This window comes from Azoarcus indigens (genome assembly GCF_004361735.1).
In the GTDB taxonomy this organism is placed as follows: Bacteria; Pseudomonadota; Gammaproteobacteria; order Burkholderiales; family Rhodocyclaceae; genus Azoarcus; species Azoarcus indigens.
Genome location: NZ_SNVV01000042.1, coordinates 1 through 17,692, shown reverse-complemented (window position 1 = coordinate 17,692; position 17,692 = coordinate 1). Strand labels below are relative to the sequence as shown.

Below are 17,692 nucleotides of genomic sequence, written 5' to 3'. Positions count from 1 at the left end.
TCCGCGGCATGCGCGGACTCTCCGGCTCTTCCATCCTCGGCTCCGGCGAGGTCGCCCTCATCCTCGATGTCGCCGCCATGAGCCACATCGCTACCGCCAGCGATGGCACCTCCTCTTCCCGCTCGCAGCGCACCCTCACCCATCCGGAGGAATTCCATGCTTAGCAATCTCTCGATCGGCATCCGCCTGATCGGCGCATTCCTGATCGTTGCCCTGTTCAGCGCGGTCGTCGGTCTGGTCGGCCTTTCCAACGCCAGCAAACTGAACGATCTCACCTCCGCGCTCTACCAACGGGAGGCGCTGGGCATCTCCTACATCAAGGAAGCGAACATCAACCTCATCTATCTCGGCCGCGACCGGCTCTCCTTCCTGATGGCAAGCAGCCAGGCCGAGCGCGATCGCATCCTCGAGGACATCAAGAAGGTCAAGGCCAACTACACCAGCCTGATCGCCAAGGCCCAACCGCTGTTCTACACCGAGGCCGGCAAGGAAAAGATGGCCACGCTGCAGCGCATATGGCCGACCTACGAGAACGACCTCAACCACATGCTGGAACTTGCGGCGGCGACCGAACTGCGGGAGCACACTCCCGAACTGCGACAGAGCATAGAGTCGGTGCGCAAGTCGGCCAACGCGATGGATGACCTGATCACCGAGTTGAGCCAGCAGAAGGAAGACAACGCCCGCCAGGCAAGCGAGGATGGCGACGAGCTGTACCAGCAGAGCCGCAGCACGCTGATCGTCATCATCGTGGGCGCGGTGCTCTCCGGGATCCTGCTGGGCGTCTTTATCAGCCGCAGCGTCACCCTGCCGCTGGCCCGGGTGGTGGAGGTGGCCAACCGCATCTCCGACGGCGACCTTACTGCCCGCATCAATAGCCGCGGCCGGGATGAGGTGGCGCGGCTGAGCAACGCGATGTCGGCCATGATCGAGAAGCTGTCGCAGATCATCGGCCAGGTGCGCAACGCGGCGGACAACCTCTCCTCCGCCTCCGAAGAAGTCTCCGCCACCGCGCAGAACCTCTCGCAGTCCTCCTCCGAGCAGGCCGCCAGCATCGAGGAACTCACCGCCTCCGTCACCCAGAACACCGAGAACGCCAAGGTCACCAACAGCATCGCCTCCCAGGCCTCCGGCCAGGCTAGCGAGGGTGGCGGTGCCGTCAGCGAGACCGTGGGGGCGATGAAGCGCATCGCCGACAAGATCGGCATCATCGACGACATCGCCTATCAGACCAACCTCCTCGCCCTCAACGCCGCCATCGAAGCCGCCCGCGCCGGCGAGCACGGCAAGGGCTTCGCCGTGGTCGCCGCCGAGGTGCGCAAGCTCGCCGAACGCAGCCAGGAAGCCGCGCAGGAAATCAGCGAAGTCGCCAGCGGCAGCGTGCAACTCGCCGAGAAGGCTGGCCAGTTGTTGGGCGAGATCGTCCCCGGCATCAGCAAGACCGCCGACCTCGTCGCCGAAATCACCGCCGGCTCCCAGGAGCAGGCTTCCGGCATCAACCAGTTGAACCAGACCACCCAGCAGAACGCCGCCGCCTCCGAGGAACTGGCCGCCACCGCCGAGGAAATGAGCGGCCAGGCGGTACAACTGCAAGAGCTGATGAGCTTCTTCCGCATGACGGACAACGGCAGCATGCGCGCCTCCAGCGGCCGCGGCAGCCGGCCGGCGCCGCCCTCCCCCGCCCATCCGGCCGTGCCCGACGGCGACTTCGTGCGCTTCAACGACGGGAGGCACGCATGGGCGCAGTCGTGAGCCGCGCCCGCGGCGCCGAAACGGAGCTTGAGCACGAGGCCTGCCAGTACCTGACTTTCCAGCTGGACGGCGAGGTCTTCGGCGTCAGCATTCTGGTGGTCAAGGAAATCATCGAATACGGCAACCTCACGCCGGTGCCGCTCACCCCGCCCTATGTGCGCGGCGTCATCAACCTGCGCGGCGCGGTGGTCCCGGTCATCGACCTGGCGGTGCGCTTCGACCGCCCGCCGCTGCAGCCCGGGCGGCGCAGCTGCATCGTCATCGTCGAGGTCGACAGCGACGAAGGCCAGCTCGTCTTCGGCGCCATGGTGGATGCGGTGAACGAGGTGCTGGACGTGCCCGCCCACCAGATCGAGCCGCCGCCCAGCTTCGGCGCCCGCCTGCGCAACGACTTCATCGCCGGCATGGGCAAGCTGGATAGAGGCTTCGTCGTGCTGCTCGATACCGACAAGGTGCTGTCGGTGGAAGAACTGGCGCTGGTCGGCAACCTCGGCGAATCGCAACACCTGGCCGACGCCGACTGAAATCCGGCCTGCGCATATGCAGACGGCCCGGCAGTCTGCCGGGCCGTCTGCTTTTAGCCGGGGGCCGCGGGCGTCTGCGCCCTCAATGCCCAGCGGCTTTCAGTGGCTCTTGTAGCTAATCTTGTCCATCAGCGCATACAGAACGCCGGAGGCCAGGAAAGTGATGTGGATGCCGACCATCCAGGCCAGGTGGCGGTCGGTCAGGTTGTCCACGTTCATGAAGGCCTTCAGTAGCTCGATACCCGAGATGGCGACGATGGAGCCGATCAGCTTGATCTTCAGGTCGGAGAAGCCGATGTGGCCCATCCAGTCCGGCCTGTCCTGGTGGCTGTGGAGATCTTCCATCTTGGAGACGAAGTTCTCGTAACCGCTGAACATGATGATGACCAGCAGGTTCATGATCAGCGCGATGTCCACCAGCGACAACACGCCGATGATCATCTCGCCGCCGGTGGCGGTCATGATGTGGTCGAAGAGGTAGAAAACCTCCTTGCCGAATTTCACCAGCAGCACGATCAGCGCCAGCACCAGGCCGAAGTAGACCGGCGCCATCAGCCAGCGGCTGCTGAACAGGATGTGTTCGAACTTGCTTTCTAGTCGCTTCATTTATTTGGGGGGAGGAAATAGTCGGGACGGCGCGGATTGTAGCAGTGCACCATGAGCAGCCGGAACCGCCGGGTCCGCATCCCGCAACGCCGCAATGCCGCGAGTTTTTCCGGAGATCAGCCCACAGACGCAGCCCGGCGGAGCACATTCCCTGTCACTGCCGACCTCTCGTGCGGCCGCCCACCGTAATACGGGCCGGATGACCGGCCCGTTTCACCTGCTGCTGTGGGATGCCGCGCCTGCGCGGATCAGCGGCCCTTCCACTCCGGCTTGCGCTTCTCCAGGAAGCTCTTGACGCCCTCGTTGCGGTCCTCGGTGCCAGCGAGCACGACGAAGTTGCGCCGTTCCAGCGCCAAGCCGGCGGACAGCGGAACCTCGAAGGATTGCAGCACCGCATCCTTGGCCAAGCGCACGGCCAGCGGCGCTTTGGCTGCGATCTTCTGCGCCAGCGCATGGGCGCGCGGAATGCAGGCATCGTCCGCCACCACTTCGGCGACCAGACCGGTGGACAGCGCTTCCGCCGCGGTGAGGAATTCACCCGCCAGCACCAGCTTCATCGCCACCGATTTGCCCACCGCATGGGTCAGGCGCTGGGTACCGCCGGCGCCGGGGATGATGCCGAGGTTGATCTCCGGCTGGCCGAACTGGGCGCCCTCGCCGGCGATCACGATGTCCGCGTGCATCACCAGCTCGCAGCCGCCGCCCAGCGCGTAACCGCACACCGCCGCGACGATGGGCTTGGGAAAGCGGGCGACCACGCCGAACAGCCGTGGCCGCTCTTCCAGCAGCACCGCCTGCATGTCCTTGGCGGCCATCTCGGCCAGGTCGGCGCCGGCGGCGAAGACCTTGTCGCCGCCGGTGAGCACCACCGCGCGCACGTCGTCGTCGCGCTCGGCCTGTTCCAGCAGGGCAGCGAGACCGCGCAGCAGCGGGGTGGACAGCGCGTTGCGCGCCTGCGGGCGGTCCAGGCGGATTTCGAGCACGCCGGCTTCGGGGCCGGCAACCTGCAGCCCCTCGGCCGCGCTATAGCGTGGAGTCGTCATGTGTCCTCTCTGTACGGTGGATGAAGCGGCGACGAGCACATCGTCCCGCGCCGCGATCCCCGTTCAGTCGGGAATGACCGCGGTGACTTCGATCTCGACCTGGGCTTCGTCTTCCACCAGGTCGGCGACCTGCACCGCGGTCATCGCGGGGAAGTTCTTGCCCATCACTTCGCGGTAGGCGGCGCCGATTTCCTTCAGGCGGGCGTTGTACTCTTTCTTGTCCTTAAGGTACCACGTCATCCGGACCATATGCTCCGGGCCGGCGCCCGCCACCGCCATCACCTCGCGGATGTTGCTGAGGGCCTGGAACACTTGCTGGACGAGGTCGGTGCTCTCGAAGCGGCATTCGCCGTTCCAGCCGATCTGGCCGCCGACGAAGATCTGACGGCCGCGGGCTTCGATGCCATTGGCGTAGCCGCGGGGCTTGAGCCAGCCTTCCGGCTGAAGGGTCTTGTGCATCTTCACTTCTCCATGAAACGGGTCACCGCTTGCCTGACGTCATCCGGCCAGGGAATGGACTTGTGCGTCTCCAGCGAGGTAGCCACCAGGACCTGGCGCGCACGCATGCGCACGCGGTCGTCGCCGACGATGACGTGGCGGAAGATCAGCGAGGAGTTGCCCAGCTGCTCCACCGTGAGGTGGAACTGCAGGGTTTCGCCGAACTTGGACGGATGGAGAAACTCGGTATCGAGTTGCACCGTCGGCGTCCCGACGCGGCGCTGCGTGACGAGCTCGGTCCAGGGATGGCCCACGCTGGCCCACCAATCCTCGACCACGCCATTCAGCATGCGGAAATAGTTGGGGAAGAAGACGATCCCCGCCGGGTCGCAGTCGGCGAAGCGCACGCCGCGCTCGACAACGAATTCGACCGGTTCCACTTCCAATGCGTCGTCCTGCTGGGTGTCAGTGGAGGTCATGGCGGGTCTCGCTCCTGTTTATGTTTTAGTGGTGCTTCAGTTGGAAAAAGCGGCAATGCCGGTGATGGCACGGCCAAGGATGAGGGCATGCACGTCGTGCGTGCCTTCGTAGGTGTTCACCACCTCCAGGTTCACCAGGTGGCGGGCCACGCAGAACTCGTCGGAGATGCCGTTGCCGCCCAGCATGTCGCGCGCCACGCGGGCGATGTCCAGGGACTTGCCGCAGCTGTTACGCTTCATGATGGAGGTGATCTCCACCGCGGCGGTGCCGGCGTCCTTCATGCGGCCCAGCTGCAGGCAGCCCTGCAGGCCGAGGGTGATCTCGGTCAGCATGTCGGCCAGCTTCTTCTGGATCAGCTGGTTGGCGGCCAGCGGGCGGCCGAACTGCTTGCGGTCCAGCACGTACTGGCGGGCGGTTTCGTAGCAGGCTTCGGCCGCGCCCAGCGCGCCCCAGGCGATACCGTAGCGGGCGGAGTTCAGGCAGGTGAAGGGGCCCTTCAGGCCGCGTACCGTCGGGAAGGCGTTCTCTTCCGGGCAGAACACTTCGTCCATGACGATTTCGCCGGTGATGGAGGCGCGCAGGCCGACCTTGCCGTGGATGGCCGGGGCGGACAGGCCCTTCCAGCCCTTCTCCAGGATGAAGCCGCGGATCTGGCCTTCGTCGTCCTTGGCCCAGACCACGAACACGTCGGCGATCGGGCTGTTGGTGATCCACATCTTGGCGCCGGAGATGCTGTAGCCGCCGTCCACCTTCTTGGCGCGGGTGACCATGGAGCCGGGGTCGGAACCATGGTTGGGCTCGGTCAGGCCGAAGCAGCCGATCCACTCGCCGCTGGCGAGCTTGGGCAGGTACTTCTGCTTCTGCGCTTCGGTGCCGAATTCGTTGATCGGCACCATCACCAGGGAGGACTGCACGCTCATCATCGAGCGGTAGCCGGAATCGACCCGCTCCACTTCACGCGCGATCAGGCCATAGCTGACGTAGTTCATGCCGGCGCCACCGTACTCTTCCGGGATGGTGGGGCCGAGCAGGCCCAGCTCGCCCATCTCGCGGAAGATGGCCGGGTCGGTCTTCTCGTGACGGAAGGCTTCCTGCACGCGCGGCAGCAGCTGCTCCTGGCAGTAGGAACGGGCGGTGTCGCGCACCATGCGCTCGACGTCGGTCAGCTGGCTGTCGAGGTGCAGCGGGTCTGCCCAATCAAAGTGAATCTTGCTCATCTCTCTATGCTCCTTCGGTCCGGTCGTGTGCGTCCGGTGTTGGGGTCTTACTTCATCAATTCGCGAGCGACGATCAGCTTCTGGACCTCGGTCGCACCTTCGTAAATCCGTAGCGCACGGATCTCGCGGTAAAGGGATTCCACCTTCACCCCGGTCCGCACGCCCTGCCCGCCGTGGATCTGCACCGCGGCGTCGATCACGCGCTGGGCGTTCTCGGTGGCGGTCATCTTGGCCATCGCCGCCTCGCGGGTGGTCGGCAGCTTCTGCACGTCCCGGCGCCAGGCGGCGCGGGCGGTGAGCAATGCGCCGGCTTCGATGTCGGTGGCCATGTCGCCCAGCTTGGCCTGGGTGAGCTGAAAGTCCGCCAGCGTGTGGCCGAACATCGGCCGCTTGCGGGCATGGGCCAGCGCTTCGTCCAACGCGCGGCGGGCGAAGCCCAGCGCGGCGGCGGCCACCGAGGAGCGGAAGATGTCCAGGGTGCGCATCGCCACCTTGAAGCCCTCGCCCGGCGCGCCCAGGCGATTGGCCACCGGCACCTTCATATTGGTGAAGCGCAGCCGGGCCAGCGGATGCGGCGCGATCACCTCCAGCCGCTCGGCGATCTCGAAGCCGGGCATGTCCGGGTAGATCACGAAGGCGGAGATGCCGCGGGTGCCGGGCGCCTCGCCGGTGCGGGCGAAGAGGCAATACACATCGGCGATGCCGCCGTTGGAGATCCAGGTCTTCTCGCCGTTGATGACGTAGTGGTCACCTTCCAGCCGCGCTTCGCAGGCCATCGCGCCGACGTCGGAGCCGGCGTCCGGCTCGGTCAGGGCGAAGGCGGCGATCCATTCGCCGGAGGCCGTCTTCGGCAGCACATGGCGCTTCACTTCCTCGCTGCCGGACAGGGTGATGGCGCCGGTGCCCAGACCCTGCATGGCGAAGGCGAAGTCGGCCAGGCCGTCGTGGTAGGCCAGGGTTTCGCGGGCGATGCACAGCGAGCGGGAATCCAGCGCCTCCAGCGCGCCGCCGTAGGCGGCCGGCACGCTGTAGCGCAGGAAGCCGGCCTTGCCCAGCGCACTCACCAGCTGGCGGCAGGCGTTGTCGGTGTCGTGGTGGTCCACCGCCGGCATGTCGGTGGACGCCCAGTTGAAGATGGCCTCCGACAGCTTGCGGTGTTCGTCGCCGTAGAACGGCAGTTCGAGTATGGAGCGGTCCATGGCCGGTCTCTCAGTTGCCTTCGAACTTCGGCTTCTGCTTGGCGGCGAAGGCGTCGAAGGCGCGGCGGAAGTCGCCGGTCATCATGCAGATCGCCTGGGCCTGGGCTTCGGACTCCACCATTTCCTCGATGCCCATCGCCCATTCCTGGTTGAGCATGGTCTTGGTCATGGTGTGGGCGAACCAGGGGCCGTCGGCCAGCGACTGCGCCAGCGCCTGGGCCTTGCCCAGCAGTTCTTCCGCTTGGTGCAGGGCGCTGAAGAAGCCCCAGGAGAGGCCTTCCTCGGCGCTCATCACCCGGCCGGTCATCAGCAGTTCAGTGGCGCGGCCCTGGCCGATCATGCGCGGCAGCAGGCCGCAGGCGCCCATGTCCGCACCGGCAAGGCCGACGCGGGTGAACAGGTAGGCGGTCTTGGTCGCCGGGGTGCCGAGACGGAAGTCGGAGGCCAGCGCCACCATGGCGCCGGCGCCGGCGCAGAAGCCGTCGATGGCGGAGATCACCGGTTGCGGCGCGCGGCGCATGGCCTTCACCAGGTCGCCGGTCATGCGCGTGAATTCGAGGAGTTCCGGCATGGTCATCTTGGTCAGCGGTTCGATGATCTCGAACACGTCGCCACCGGAGCAGTAGTTGCCGCCCTCGCCCTGGATCACCACCGCGCGCACGTCACTGGCGTACTTCAGGTTGTGGAACAGGTCGCGCAGTTCGGCGTAGGAATCGAAGGTCAGCGGGTTCTTCTTCTCCGGACGGTTCAGGGTGATGGTGGCCACCCGGCCGTCGGCGCTGCATTCCCAGCGGAAGTGGCGCGCCTGGTAGTCCTTGAAGGGACGCTTGTGATCTTGCATGGACAATTCGGCCATGGTGGTCTCTCTCTCCTCTCTCTTGTGAAGCGGGATGAAAACGGTTTTCCGGGTCTGCGCCCGTGGAGCCGGTTCGTTCGCGGCGCACTCAGCCTGCCATCACCTCGCCGCCGGCAACCGGCACCGCCTGGCCGTGGATGGCTGCGGCGGACGGCAGACAGAGCCAGCCCACCGCGGCGGCGACGTCTTCCGGCTGTACCAGGCGGCCTTGTGGATTGCTGGCCGCCAGCGTGGTCTTGGCCTCGTCGGCACTGCGGCCGGTCTTGGCGACGATGTTGTCCACCGCGCCCCCCAGCAGCGGGGTGTCGGTGTAGCCAGGGCAGACCGCATTCACGGTGATGCCCTGCTTCGCCACCTCCAGCGCCACCGCGCGGGTAAAGCCGATGACGCCGTGCTTGGCCGCACAGTAGGCGGACACGTAGCCATAGCCGATGAGGCCGGCGGTGCTGGCGATGTTGACGATGCGGCCCCAGCGCGCCGCCTGCATGCCGGGCAGCACCGCGTGGGTGCAGTTGAAGGTGCCGGTGAGGTTCACCGTGAGCATTTCCTGCCACAACTCCGGCGTGGTCTTGGTCACCGGCGCGCTCTTGGCCGCGCCAGCGTTGTTCACCAGGATGGCGACCGCGCCGCGCACGGCAGCGGCGGCTTCGATGGCGGCGCTGACGCCGGCCAGGTCGGTGATGTCCGCCACCGTGACGCCGTGGCCCTCGCCCGCCAGCTTGGCGAGCGTGGCTTCCAGCGGCGCCGGCCGGCGGCCGAGCAAGGTCAGGGTGGCGCCCAGGCGGGCGAGTTCGAGGGCGATGGCCTCGCCGATGCCGCTGCCCGCGCCGGTGACCACCGCATGGCGGCCGGCGAGCGGCAGGGCGTTCTCTCTGTCGTTGTTGGAGGTGGCGTTCATTGCGCTTCCCTTTCCTTGCGTCCCGGTTGGCATGCCGCCGCCCCGGATGGAGCGGCGGCCGCCGAGTATTGCAGCCTGCGGCTTACTTGCCGAGGGCCGCGTAGCTGCGCTTCAGGTTGGTCTCGTACTGGCCGCGGCCGGAGATGTACTGCTTCGGCCAGGCGATGCCCTTGTACTCGATCTTGGCGGCTTCGTGCAGGGTCCAGGCCGAATCGGCGAGGTGCGGACGGGCCACCGCGCAGAGATCGGCACGGCCGGCGGAGATGATGCTGTTCACATGGTCCGCTTCGAAGATGGCGCCCACGGCGATGGTGGGAATGCCCACTTCGTTGCGGATGCGGTCGGCGAATGGGGTCTGGAACATGCGGCCATACACCGGTTGCTCGCCCTTCCACACCTGGCCGGAGGAGCAGTCGATGATGTCGGCGCCGGCATCCTTGAACAGGCGGGCCAGTTCCACCGCGTCGTCGGCGGTGTTGCCGCCGGGGAACCAGTCGTGGCAGGAGAAGCGCACCGACATCGGCTTGTCCGCCGGCCACACTGCACGCATGGCCTTGAACACTTCCAGCGGGAAGCGGGCGCGGTTGGCCATGCTGCCGCCGTACTCGTCGCCGCGCTGGTTGGTCAGCGGCGACAGGAAGCTGGACATCAGGTAGCCGTGGGCGCAGTGGTATTCGAGGATGTCGAAACCGGCTTCGGCAGCCATCTTGGTGGAGCGCACGAAGTCATCCTTCACCCGGTCCATGTCGGCGCGGGTCATTTCGCGCGGCACCTGGCTGTGCGGCAGGTAGGGCAGCGGCGAGGCGGAGTACAGCTCCCAGGCGCCGGATTCCAGCGGCTGGTCGATGCCTTCCCAGGCCAGCTTGGTCGCGCCCTTGCGGCCGGCGTGGCCCAGCTGCACGCCCATCTTGGCGCTGCTGTTGGCATGGACGAAATCGACGATGCGCTTGAGCGCGGTGACATGCTCCGGCTTGTACAGGCCCAGGCAGCCCGGGGTGATGCGGGCGTCCGGCGAGACGCAGGTCATCTCGGTGTAGAGCAGGCCGGCGCCGCCCAGGGCGCGGGAGCCGAAATGCACCAGGTGGAAGTCGTTGGCGGTGCCGTCTTCGGCGGAGTACATGGCCATCGGCGACATCACCACCCGGTTCGGCACCGTCAGGCCGCGCAGCTTGAACGGGGTGAACATCGGCGGCGGCACCGGCTTGCCTTCCTCGACTTTGACGCCAGCCTTCTCGGCGAACCACTTCTCGAAACCGCCCAGCCAGGCCGCATCGCGTTCGCGCAGGTTCTCATGCGAGATGCGCTGCGAGCGGGTGAGCATGGAGTACATGAACTGCTCCGGCTCCATGGTGTTGCAGTAGCGGGCGTCGCACACCTCGAACCATTCCATGGCGTTCCAGGCGGCGTTCTGCAGGCGCAGCACGTCGATGCCGCGCACTTCCTGATAGCGGGCCAGCACGGCGGGAATGTTGTCGACGGTGTCGCCCTCTTCCTGGAACAGCTTGGTGAGGTCGATGGCGTCTTCCAGCGCCAGCTTGGTGCCGGAACCGATGGCGAAGTGGGCGGTGTGCACCGCGTCGCCCATCAACACCACATGGCTCTTGCCGTTGAAGTGGTGCCACTGCTCGCACTTCACGCGCTGGAAGTTCAGCCAGGCGGAGCCGCGCAGGTGGCGGGCGTTGGTCATCAAGGGATAGCCGTCGAGGTGCTTCTCGAACAGCTTCTCGCAGAATTCGATGGACTGCTGCTGGTCGGCCTTGTCGAGGCCGTGCGCCAGCCAGACGTGTTCGGGACATTCGACGATGAAGGTGGTGGTGGTGTCGTCGAACTTGTAGATGTGAGCCTGGAACCAGCCGTGTTCGGTCTCTTCGAAAATGAAGTTGAAGGCATCGAACAGCTTGTTGGTGCCCAGCCAGATGTAGCGGTTGGGGCGGGTGACGATGTCCGGCTTGAAGACATCTTCGTAACGGTTGCGGATCTTGGAGTTGATGCCGTCGGAGGCGATGATCAGGTCGGCATCCGGGAATTCCAGGTCGGAATCCACGTCGCGCTCGAACACCAGTTCCACGCCCAGTTCTTCGCAGCGGGCCTGCAGGATGTTGAGCATGTGCTTGCGGCCGATGCCGACGAAGCCGTGGCCGCCGCTGCGGATCAGCTGGCCCTTGAAGCGCAGCTCGATGTCGTCCCAGTGGTTGAACGCGACCTGGATGGCGTCGGCGGTCACCGGATCCCATACCCGCATGTTGTCCATGGTGGCATCGGAGAACACGACACCCCAGCCGAAGGTGTCGTAGGGCTTGTTGCGCTCGACCACGGTGATCTGATGGGCCGGGTTCAGCTTCTTCATCAGGATCGCGAAATACAGGCCCGCGGGGCCCCCACCGATACACACGATGCGCATGCTGCTGCTCCTATGGTTATGAGGTCGGACCCGTAATCACGCTGCCGGTGACCACGCGCCGGAACGACGAGGTTTGGCTTGCTCGTTTAGCGGCGAATATTTCACTTCTAAACTATTAAGTCAACACTCAGTGGTCGCCGGGATTTGTCCTGGATCAAATGTCCTGCAGAAGCCGCTTTATGGGTGCGTAATTAGGCTCAGGCGGAAGGAAAGACTGTGCCGTCGCCGTCGCTTCCCTCGCTGGGCGGCTGGGCCGGATGCAAGGCCAGCAACTGGCGCAGCATGCGCAGCAGCAGCTCGCCCTTGCGCCGGCCGAAGGGCTCCAGCACCGCTTCCTGGTGGCGGCTGGCGCGCTCGCGCAGGGCATCGGTGAGGCGGTGGCCCTTGGGGGTGATCTGCACCACCGTCTGGCGGCGGTCGGCGCGCACGCGGGCGCGGGAGACCAGCCCTTCCGCCTCCATCCGCTGCAGCACCTTGCTCAGCGTCGGCTGCTTGGTCAGCGTGAGCTGGCTCAGCACGCCCACACTCTCGCCCTCGCTGCCCTCCAGACTGGCAAGCACCCGCCATTCGGTCACCGACAGGCCGGCGTCGTTCACTTCGCGGTGGAACTCGTGGGAAATGCGGCTACTGGCCTGGGCCAGCAGGAAGGCGAGGTAGCTGTCGACGAAGCGCTCCTCGTCGGGCGCAGCCTCCCGCGCCGGGGCTGGGCGGTCTACCGGAATCGGCTTGCCGGTTTCTTGCTGCATGCTCTATTCCTCAATTAGCGCCTGGGCCACCGGGGGGAGACTACCGGCGCGCTTGCGATCCGCGCAGCTTTGCTTATAAATTGTTTAAGTCTATACGTTATCTATCGTGGAGCGTGCAATGCAACAAGCAATTACCCTGCCGCTTGCCGTTCCGGGGCCCTGTCGGTGAACGGCCTGCACACCATCGAACCGCTGGCCGCCTTTCCGCTGTTCAGTTCCAGCGATGTGGACGAGGCGCGCGAGAAGGTTGCCCGGGTGTTCTGCCCCCACGACCTGCGCCAGGTCTCCGGCCGCCAGGCTTTCGCCTCGCGTCACAACCTGGTGCGCCTGGGCGAAACCGCGCTCAACTTCCTCACTTATGGCACGGATGTGGACATCCTGCCGGGCGAGCTGAAGGCGTTCTACCTGGTGCAGATCCCGCTCAGCGGCGCCGCCCAGGTGCGCTGCGGCGGCGAGGCGCTCACCTCCTCGCCGGACGTGGCCTCCATCCTCAACCCCGACGGCGAGGTGGAGATGCGCTGGCGCCATGACGCCCGCCAGCTGATGCTGTGGATTCCGCGCAAGGCGCTGGAACGCCGGCTGGCCGACCAGCTCGGCTTCGAGCCCGAGCGTCCCCTCTCCTTCCAGGTCGCCCTGCCCCGCCGCGAAGGCCTGACCCAGAGCTGGTGCCGCATGGTGCAGGACCTGGCGGTGAACATCGACCAGTGCGGCGCCGACTGGCTGCGCTTCCGCCCCACCGTCAGCGCGCTGGAGGATTGCCTGCTGCGCGGCCTGCTGCAACTGCACCAGCACAACTACAGCGAGCGTCTGGCCGCGCCGGCCGAAGCCGGGCCGCCGCGCCACGTGCAGCGGGCGGTGGACTACATCCACGCCCATGCGTCCGACGCCATCAGCGTCGGCGACATCGCCCGCTCCGCCTGTGTCAGCGTGCGCGCGCTGGAGGAAGGCTTCCGCCGCCACTGCGGCAGTTCGCCGCTCAACTATCTGCGTGACGTGCGCCTGGAGCGGGTGCGCGCCGCGCTGCAGGTGGCCGGCCCGGAGGGCGACTCGGTGACCGACATCGCCCACCGCTACGGCTTCTACCACCTCGGCCGCTTCTCGGCCTATTACAAGAGCCGCTTCGGCGAAACGCCGTCGCAGACCACCGGCCGCGCCCGCCGCAGCTGAGCTACCCACCCTGCTCCCAGCAGCCTGAGGCAGCTGCGGCGATGCGCCAAAGGCATGGGCACCGCAGTGGTGCGGACAGCACTGCCATCGGCTGATCCGCATTGCGCGCCACAGCAATTCCAAACGCATTGAAAATCCACCAAACCCCAGCAAATACGCACTATCCGGGTGCATTTGCGACGCGCATTCCGGATACCGCCGTCGCGCTTTCCGGATAGCCGCGTCATCCGGCGGCAATGAAAACTGTTCTCCAGCGACGCCGCAGACAGGCGTCCCCAACTGGAGAGCGGACATGAAAGGAATATCCGGCAAGACCGCCATCGTCACCGGCGGCGCCACGATGATCGGGGAGGCGGTTGCCCGCGCCCTGATCGCCGAGGGCGCCCGGGTGGTGCTGGCGGACATCGACACCGCCAAGGGCGATGCCGCCGCGGCGCGCCTGGGCGCCAGCGCCCGCTTCATCGCCACCGACGTCACCGACGACAAGCAGATCGCCGCCTGCGTCGCCGCCACCAAGGATGCCTTCGGCGGCATCGACTTCCTGGTGAACTGCGCGTGTACCTACGCCGATAACGGCGCCTCCTCCACCCGCGCCGAATGGCTGCAGGCCTGCAATGTGAACCTGGTGGGCGCGGCGATGATGCTGCAGGCCTGCCAGCCGGAAATGGCCAGCCGCGGCGGTGGCGCGGTGGTGAATTTCCACTCCATTTCCGCCCATGCGGCGCAGAGCGGCCGTTGGCTCTACCCCATCACCAAGGCCGCGCTGGTGCAGTTCACCCGCACGGCTGCGCTGGACCTGAAAGGCGACCGCATCCGGGTGAACGGCGTGTCGCCGGGCTGGACCTGGTCCTCGGTCATCGAGGCCCTCAGCGGCAACGACAAGGCCAAGGCCGATGCGGTGGCAGCGGACTACCACATCCTCGGCCGCCTCGGCCTGCCGGAAGAAGTGGCGCAGGTCGTCCTCTTCCTGCTGTCGGACAACGCCAGCTTCGTCACCGGCGCCGACTACGCCTGCGACGGCGGCTACACCGCCCTCGGCCCGGAAGGCCCCGGCGCCGCCATCACCCGCCTGATGAACTGATTACCCGGAGCCCCACCATGAGTGTCACTTCCATGCCCGAAACCAAAGTCACCCCCCGCAGCATCGCCATCGTCGGCGCCGGCCAGGCCGGCCTGCTGCTGGGCTGCGCCCTGCTCGACCAGGGCTACCAGGTCATCATCGTCACCAACCGTAGCGCCGAGGAGGTGTGGAACGGCAAGGTGATGTCGTCCCAGTTCATCTTCGAACCGGCGCTCGCCATCGAACGCCGCTTCGGCATGAACCAGTGGGAAGACGAATGCCCCTGGACCGACGGCATCAGCTTCTCGGTGCCGGCGCCGGACGGCAGCGGCACCCAGGCCATCCACTGGCACGCCATGCTGGACAAGCCGGGCCAGTCGGTGGACCAGCGCGTCAAGATGCCCGGCTGGATGAAGGAATTCGAACGCCGCGGCGGCGAACTGCGCATCGCCAACGTCGGCGTGCCGGAACTGGAAGCGCTGGCCGCCAGCCATGAACTGGTGCTGCTCGCCGGCGGCAAGGGCGAGATCGTGAACCTGCTGGGCCGCGACGAAGAGCGTTCGCCGGTGAAGCAGCCAATGCGCGCCCTGGCGCTCACCTACGTCACCGGCATGAAGCGCCACGACTACCCGGAGTGCGTGAACTTCAACCTCATCCCCGGCGTCGGCGAATACTTCGTCTTCCCCGCCCTCACCACCAAAGGCAAGGGCGAGACCCAGGCCTGCGACATCATGGTGCTGGAAGGCGTGCCCGGCGGCCCGATGGATTGCTGGGCCGGCCTCAGCCCGGAGCAGCACTTCGAGGCCAGCATGAATGTGCTGAAGACCTTCGTGCCCTGGGAATACGAGCGCAGCCGCGACTGCCAGCTCACCGACCCCAACGGCATCCTCTCCGGCAAGATCACGCCGACGGTGCGCAAGCCAGTGCTCACCCTGCCCTCCGGCCGCAAGATCATGGGCATGGGCGACGCGGTGCTGGTGAACGACCCCATCACCGGCCAGGGCTCCAACAACGCCACCAAGGGCGCCGGCGCCTACTACGAAGCCATCATCGCCCGCGGCGGCCAGCCCTTCGACGAAGCCTGGATGCAGGCCACCTTCGACGCCTTCTACAACGGCTACGCCAAGGAAGCGGTGCGCTGGACCAACAGCCTGCTGTTCCCGCCGCCCGACTTCCGGGTGAACCTGCTCGGCGCCGCCCAGCAGTTCCCCGGCATCGCCGCCCGTATCGCGGATGGCTTCAACGATCCGCGCGACTTCGCGCACTACTGGTACGAGGCCGCAGATGCTGACCGGCTGATTGCCAGCGAGGCGCAGAAGGCGGCGTGAGCGGATCCCACTGCAGGCCCTGCCGCACTCCCTCGCCCCTCGCGGGAGAGGGTTGGGGAGAGGGGGAGCGCCCGGCCAGGGCGCCAGTGTGTGAGCGAGCGCCGCCCCCTCTCCCCCGGCCCCTCTCCCGCAAGGGGCGAGGGGAGAAAACCACCGTTCGCTTATGCCGCTGCGCAGGAAGACGAGCCGCAGGCGGCCGCCGCTCCCCTATGGTTGCGGCGCCTCGTTAGGGCTCAAACCGGCCCCCAACTCCCGTATAAGCGTCTACACCGCTCCACGCCCCAACTCCCACACCAGAGCCGGCCCAGCCGGCCACCAAAGGACAAACACCATGTTCGATCCCCGCGCGTTCCGCGACGCCCTTGGCCATTTCGCCACCGGCGTCACCATCGTCACCACCCGCGACGCCGAGGGCGAGCCGGTGGGTGTCACCGTGAACAGCTTCGCCTCGGTATCCCTGGAGCCGCCGCTGGTACTGTGGAGCCTGGCGAAGAGATCCTGGAGCCTGCCGGCCTTCCAGCAGGCCGCACACTTCGCGGTGCATGTGCTGGCGAGCGACCAGCAGGCCCTGTCCGACCGCTTCGCCCGTGCCTCCACCGACAAGTTCGGCGGGCTGGACGTGGTCGAGGGCGAAGGCGGCGTGCCGCTGCTGGCGGGCTGCGCGGCGGTGTTCGAATGCAGCGTGGAGCATCGCTACGAGGGTGGCGACCACCTGATCCTGGTCGGCCGGGTGCTGGATTTTTCGAGCGTGGAGCATGCGCCGCTGCTGTTCCACCGCGGCCGCTACGCGGTGCCGGACACTGAGGGCCTGGCCTTCTTCGGCCGCCGCCTTGCCGGCGCGGCCTGAACACGGGAGGAACTCAGGCGCGGCGGCGGAACAGCTTCTGCGCCAGGCTGACGCCGGCCAGTACCAGCGCGCCGGCGAGCACGCCGAACAAGCCGTTCAGCAGCGCGGGCGTCAGCGCCTGCAGCAGGCCGCCGATTCCATCCAGGCTGCCGGCGACCTCCGCCGCATGCCCGATGGCGTGATGCACCGGCGGCAGGCCGTGCACCAGGATGCCGCCGCCGACCAGGAACATGGCGATGGTGCCCAGCACCGACAGGCTTTTCATCAGGTAAGGCGCGGCGGCGAGGATGCCGCGGCCGAGCGCGCGCTGGAAACTGCCGCTCAGCTTGCTCAGATAGAGGCCGGCGTCGTCCAGCTTGACGATGCCGGCGACCAGGCCATAGACGCCCACCGTCATCACCAGCGCGATGGTGGTCAGCACCGCGAACTGGGTGCCCAGCGGCGCCTCGGACACCGTGCCCAGGGTAATGGCGATGATCTCGGCCGACAGGATGAAGTCGGTGCGCACCGCACCCTTGATCTTGTCCTTCTCCAGCGCCACCACGTCCGCCGCCGGGTCGCTCAACGCCGCCACCCGCTCCTGGCGCTGCGTCTCGCCGGCCGGCCCGGCCTCGTCGTCATGGCCGGCGAAGAACTTGTGCGCCAGCTTCTCGAAACCCTCGAAGCAGAGGAAGGCGCCGCCCACCATCAGCAGCGGCGTCACCGCCCACGGGGCGAAGGCGCTGATCGCCAGCGCCGCCGGCACCAGGATGGCCTTGTTGCGCAGCGAGCCCAGCGCGACCGCCCACACCACCGGCAGCTCGCGGTCCGCCTTCACGCCGGTGACCTGCTGGGCGTTGAGGGCGAGGTCGTCGCCCAGCACGCCAGCGGTCTTCTTGGCGGCCACCTTGCTCATCAGCGAGATGTCGTCGAGCAGGGTCGCGATGTCGTCTATCAGGGCAAGCAGGCTGGAACCGGCCATTTGGGAGTATCCGCGCAGGGTGAAGTCGGGGGCGCAAGCTTATGACAAGCCGGGCGGCCGCGCCGGTTTTTTCTGGTTCATCGCGCCTTTCCGGGGAAGGCGGCCTTGATCTTCAGGAAGAAATAGGCTGAGTCGCGGAATCCGTAGGCCATGCGCTTGATGACCTTGA

Annotated in this window: 17 protein-coding genes; 6 read left to right on the top strand and 11 right to left on the bottom strand. The window is 66.8% G+C overall.

The window, feature by feature from the left end:
* Window positions 1–156 precede the first annotated feature (156 nt).
* Together C7389_RS25950 and C7389_RS24290 are read left to right on the top strand one after the other, a co-directional pair.
* Window positions 157–1,752 (top strand): methyl-accepting chemotaxis protein, encoded by a 1,596-nt coding sequence (locus tag C7389_RS25950; RefSeq protein ID WP_133595252.1) that lies wholly within the window; start codon window positions 157–159, stop codon window positions 1,750–1,752.
* A complete protein-coding gene (locus C7389_RS24290; RefSeq protein ID WP_133595251.1) occupies window positions 1,737–2,276 on the top strand; it encodes a chemotaxis protein CheW in 540 nt (179 codons plus the stop codon). The genes C7389_RS25950 and C7389_RS24290 overlap by 16 nt, the downstream gene beginning before the upstream one ends.
* A 99-nt stretch (window positions 2,277–2,375) precedes the next feature.
* Here the strand turns inward: C7389_RS24290 and C7389_RS24285 are convergent, their stop codons facing one another.
* The 10 genes from C7389_RS24285 to C7389_RS24240 all read right to left on the bottom strand — a co-directional run bounded on the left by C7389_RS24285 (window position 2,376) and on the right by C7389_RS24240 (window position 12,160).
* Window positions 2,376–2,882 carry a TIGR00645 family protein gene (locus tag C7389_RS24285; protein WP_133595250.1) on the bottom strand — a complete coding sequence of 169 codons (507 nt, stop codon included), beginning with the start codon at window positions 2,880–2,882 and terminating at the stop codon, window positions 2,376–2,378.
* 248 nt (window positions 2,883–3,130) lie between these two features.
* Window positions 3,131–3,925: an enoyl-CoA hydratase-related protein gene (locus C7389_RS24280; protein ID WP_133595249.1), complete on the bottom strand. Its 795-nt coding sequence runs from the start codon at window positions 3,923–3,925 to the stop codon at window positions 3,131–3,133.
* 63 nt (window positions 3,926–3,988) lie between these two features.
* Window positions 3,989–4,384, bottom strand: a complete 396-nt coding sequence (locus C7389_RS24275) for a RidA family protein (protein ID WP_133595248.1) — start codon at window positions 4,382–4,384, stop codon at window positions 3,989–3,991.
* Window positions 4,385–4,386: 2 nt separating this feature from the next.
* Window positions 4,387–4,842 (bottom strand): acyl-CoA thioesterase, encoded by a 456-nt coding sequence (locus C7389_RS24270; protein ID WP_133595247.1) that lies wholly within the window; start codon window positions 4,840–4,842, stop codon window positions 4,387–4,389.
* 36 nt (window positions 4,843–4,878) lie between these two features.
* Window positions 4,879–6,060, bottom strand: a complete 1,182-nt coding sequence (locus C7389_RS24265) for an acyl-CoA dehydrogenase (RefSeq protein ID WP_133595246.1) — start codon at window positions 6,058–6,060, stop codon at window positions 4,879–4,881.
* A 47-nt stretch (window positions 6,061–6,107) separates the two neighbouring features.
* Window positions 6,108–7,259, bottom strand: coding sequence for an acyl-CoA dehydrogenase family protein (locus tag C7389_RS24260; RefSeq protein WP_133595245.1), 1,152 nt, complete (start codon window positions 7,257–7,259; stop codon window positions 6,108–6,110).
* 10 nt (window positions 7,260–7,269) lie between these two features.
* Window positions 7,270–8,100 (bottom strand): enoyl-CoA hydratase family protein, encoded by an 831-nt coding sequence (locus C7389_RS24255; RefSeq protein ID WP_425455590.1) that lies wholly within the window; start codon window positions 8,098–8,100, stop codon window positions 7,270–7,272.
* Window positions 8,101–8,203: 103 nt separating this feature from the next.
* Window positions 8,204–9,013, bottom strand: coding sequence for an SDR family NAD(P)-dependent oxidoreductase (locus tag C7389_RS24250; protein ID WP_133595243.1), 810 nt, complete (start codon window positions 9,011–9,013; stop codon window positions 8,204–8,206).
* Between the two features lie 82 nt (window positions 9,014–9,095).
* A complete protein-coding gene (locus tag C7389_RS24245; protein ID WP_133595242.1) occupies window positions 9,096–11,414 on the bottom strand; it encodes a bifunctional salicylyl-CoA 5-hydroxylase/oxidoreductase in 2,319 nt (772 codons plus the stop codon).
* A 197-nt stretch (window positions 11,415–11,611) separates the two neighbouring features.
* Window positions 11,612–12,160: a MarR family winged helix-turn-helix transcriptional regulator gene (locus tag C7389_RS24240; protein WP_133595241.1), complete on the bottom strand. Its 549-nt coding sequence runs from the start codon at window positions 12,158–12,160 to the stop codon at window positions 11,612–11,614.
* Between the two features lie 165 nt (window positions 12,161–12,325).
* Between C7389_RS24240 and C7389_RS24235 the strand changes: the two genes are divergently transcribed.
* The 4 genes from C7389_RS24235 (at window position 12,326) to C7389_RS24220 (ending at window position 16,562) form a co-directional block, all read left to right on the top strand.
* Window positions 12,326–13,327 (top strand): AraC family transcriptional regulator, encoded by a 1,002-nt coding sequence (locus C7389_RS24235; RefSeq protein WP_246034958.1) that lies wholly within the window; start codon window positions 12,326–12,328, stop codon window positions 13,325–13,327.
* A 292-nt stretch (window positions 13,328–13,619) separates the two neighbouring features.
* Window positions 13,620–14,408, top strand: a complete 789-nt coding sequence (locus C7389_RS24230; protein ID WP_133595240.1) for an SDR family oxidoreductase — start codon at window positions 13,620–13,622, stop codon at window positions 14,406–14,408.
* Window positions 14,409–14,425: 17 nt separating this feature from the next.
* Window positions 14,426–15,715 carry a styrene monooxygenase/indole monooxygenase family protein gene (locus C7389_RS24225; protein ID WP_211168575.1) on the top strand — a complete coding sequence of 430 codons (1,290 nt, stop codon included), beginning with the start codon at window positions 14,426–14,428 and terminating at the stop codon, window positions 15,713–15,715.
* Between the two features lie 331 nt (window positions 15,716–16,046).
* The gene (locus C7389_RS24220) at window positions 16,047–16,562 is read left to right on the top strand and encodes a flavin reductase family protein (RefSeq protein WP_133595239.1); all 516 of its coding nucleotides are present in this window, start codon (window positions 16,047–16,049) and stop codon (window positions 16,560–16,562) included.
* Between the two features lie 13 nt (window positions 16,563–16,575).
* On the opposite strand, the gene C7389_RS24215 is transcribed toward C7389_RS24220, so the two are convergent.
* Entirely contained in the window at window positions 16,576–17,523 is a 948-nt protein-coding gene (locus C7389_RS24215; RefSeq protein WP_133595238.1) for a DUF808 domain-containing protein, read from the bottom strand.
* Between the last annotated feature and the right edge of the window lie 169 nt (window positions 17,524–17,692).

Coding starts and splice junctions, on each gene's coding strand:
- C7389_RS24270 (WP_133595247.1), bottom strand. CDS start 4,842: ATGACCTCCACTGACACCCAGCAGGACGACGCATTGGAAGTGGAACCG.
- C7389_RS24280 (WP_133595249.1), bottom strand. CDS start 3,925: ATGACGACTCCACGCTATAGCGCGGCCGAGGGGCTGCAGGTTGCCGGC.
- C7389_RS24230 (WP_133595240.1), top strand. CDS start 13,620: ATGAAAGGAATATCCGGCAAGACCGCCATCGTCACCGGCGGCGCCACG.
- C7389_RS24275 (WP_133595248.1), bottom strand. CDS start 4,384: ATGCACAAGACCCTTCAGCCGGAAGGCTGGCTCAAGCCCCGCGGCTAC.
- C7389_RS24225 (WP_211168575.1), top strand. CDS start 14,426: ATGAGTGTCACTTCCATGCCCGAAACCAAAGTCACCCCCCGCAGCATC.
- C7389_RS24250 (WP_133595243.1), bottom strand. CDS start 9,013: ATGAACGCCACCTCCAACAACGACAGAGAGAACGCCCTGCCGCTCGCC.
- C7389_RS25950 (WP_133595252.1), top strand. CDS start 157: ATGCTTAGCAATCTCTCGATCGGCATCCGCCTGATCGGCGCATTCCTG.
- C7389_RS24220 (WP_133595239.1), top strand. CDS start 16,047: ATGTTCGATCCCCGCGCGTTCCGCGACGCCCTTGGCCATTTCGCCACC.
- C7389_RS24215 (WP_133595238.1), bottom strand. CDS start 17,523: ATGGCCGGTTCCAGCCTGCTTGCCCTGATAGACGACATCGCGACCCTG.
- C7389_RS24285 (WP_133595250.1), bottom strand. CDS start 2,882: ATGAAGCGACTAGAAAGCAAGTTCGAACACATCCTGTTCAGCAGCCGC.
- C7389_RS24245 (WP_133595242.1), bottom strand. CDS start 11,414: ATGCGCATCGTGTGTATCGGTGGGGGCCCCGCGGGCCTGTATTTCGCG.
- C7389_RS24240 (WP_133595241.1), bottom strand. CDS start 12,160: ATGCAGCAAGAAACCGGCAAGCCGATTCCGGTAGACCGCCCAGCCCCG.
- C7389_RS24260 (WP_133595245.1), bottom strand. CDS start 7,259: ATGGACCGCTCCATACTCGAACTGCCGTTCTACGGCGACGAACACCGC.
- C7389_RS24255 (WP_425455590.1), bottom strand. CDS start 8,100: ATGCAAGATCACAAGCGTCCCTTCAAGGACTACCAGGCGCGCCACTTC.
- C7389_RS24265 (WP_133595246.1), bottom strand. CDS start 6,060: ATGAGCAAGATTCACTTTGATTGGGCAGACCCGCTGCACCTCGACAGC.
- C7389_RS24290 (WP_133595251.1), top strand. CDS start 1,737: ATGGGCGCAGTCGTGAGCCGCGCCCGCGGCGCCGAAACGGAGCTTGAG.